Genomic DNA, 1,231 nt, shown 5'->3' with positions numbered 1-1,231 from the left:
TGTGCCAAAAGCAGCCCTTGAGTGACTTAGTGATAAAGGCTGCAATGATACGATTGCTGACATTTCACTATTTCTTTTTATGCCTTCTCATTGCCATTAATAGACTGTCATTTAGCTATCGCAACAACTTTGACCTTCTTGAATTGGCGGGCATTTCACTGTTCCATAAGAGCAATATACGCAACAATCGCCTTTCAAAGGCTTTAGGAGAACTTTGCAAGATTCACATTCATAATACCACTGGCAAGCGTTGGTTGGCATTTCTTCAGTTTTACTGAAGCCACACTCAGGGCAAGTAATGGTAGAATTTAACTCTATACTTTGCATGTTTGCTCCTTCAAAGGTTTAACAATGTCTAATACGGACATTACAATCATCAAACAAATACCTACATAAAACAAATAAGTGCTCCATTCGTATTGCCATAGTGGATAGAGGGTTAACAAAACCGCTATAGGGCCAATAACCCCAAGAATACCTCTCGCATGATTTTGGTTTTTATACCAGTTATACAAATTTACCAACAATGCCAGAGTTGCAAATATAGGTAACAAGGTATTTACAGCAATTCCCTCAAAGTGAGAGAGAAAGCCTAATCCTAATGCTGATGCTAACGAGCCGAGTGCGGGGAAGCACCCCGTACAACTAAGAGCCGCAAGCCAAACACCACCTGAGCTAACTTTATCTAAAATCTTATTAATCATTTTTAACGTCTAACATTATTTGAATGATTTGAGTATGAACTCCGTAGGTAGGTACGGAGTCAATACTATTTTAGCGAATCGATTATTGGGCAGTGGGATTGATCGTTATTGTTGCGGCATGAATTAGTCATTTCTTTTATGACGACTTCTAAGCGTTGAAGGTCAGCTATCTTATTTTGAATTACGTTCAATTTCAGCAAGCCTAGGGATTCTACTTTGGCACAATCGCCATCCATTGACATCAATGAAGCCACTTCTTTTAGAGTAAAGCCAAGTGCTTTGGCCTTACAGATGAATTGTAATTGTTTGGTGATTGAGTCGTCATAGACACGATAACCATTTTGAGGTTTTTGAGGCTGTTTTATCAAGCCTTCCCGCTCATAAAACCGTATAGTTTCTACGCCTATATCAAGTTCTTTAGCCAACTTGCCTATTGTTTTCATCGTCCAACCATAAAATCAACTTTAATCATGACATTAGTATATCAATACGAAGTAAAATTGCTCGAACTACAATGACTGGTTTTC

The 1,231-nt window shown here is 38.4% G+C and carries 3 protein-coding genes; all 3 read right to left on the bottom strand.

From position 1 onward, the window contains the following. Nucleotides 1–111 precede the first annotated feature (111 nt). Nucleotides 112–327, bottom strand: a complete 216-nt coding sequence (locus HC000_RS18655; RefSeq protein WP_076916053.1) for a GDCCVxC domain-containing (seleno)protein — start codon at nt 325–327, stop codon at nt 112–114. Next, nucleotides 315–704: an organomercurial transporter MerC gene (gene merC, locus HC000_RS18275; protein ID WP_024601094.1), complete on the bottom strand. Its 390-nt coding sequence runs from the start codon at nt 702–704 to the stop codon at nt 315–317. Before merC ends, HC000_RS18655 begins: the two co-directional genes overlap by 13 nt. Nucleotides 705–769: 65 nt before the next feature. Continuing rightward, the gene (locus HC000_RS18270) at nt 770–1,147 is read right to left on the bottom strand and encodes a MerR family transcriptional regulator (RefSeq protein WP_010557530.1); all 378 of its coding nucleotides are present in this window, start codon (nt 1,145–1,147) and stop codon (nt 770–772) included. Between the last annotated feature and the right edge of the window lie 84 nt (nt 1,148–1,231).

The sequence above is a fragment of the Pseudoalteromonas sp. MIP2626 genome, assembly GCF_013414205.1.
GTDB lineage: Bacteria > Pseudomonadota > Gammaproteobacteria > Enterobacterales > Alteromonadaceae > Pseudoalteromonas > Pseudoalteromonas nigrifaciens.
This window is presented reverse-complemented; position numbering and strand designations above follow the sequence as displayed.

What these genes read in the sequence shown, in the direction of transcription:
- HC000_RS18655 (WP_076916053.1), bottom strand. Translation starts at nt 327, where the DNA reads ATGCAAAGTATAGAGTTAAATTCTACCATTACTTGCCCTGAGTGTGGC.
- merC (WP_024601094.1), bottom strand. Translation starts at nt 704, where the DNA reads ATGATTAATAAGATTTTAGATAAAGTTAGCTCAGGTGGTGTTTGGCTT.
- HC000_RS18270 (WP_010557530.1), bottom strand. Translation starts at nt 1,147, where the DNA reads ATGAAAACAATAGGCAAGTTGGCTAAAGAACTTGATATAGGCGTAGAA.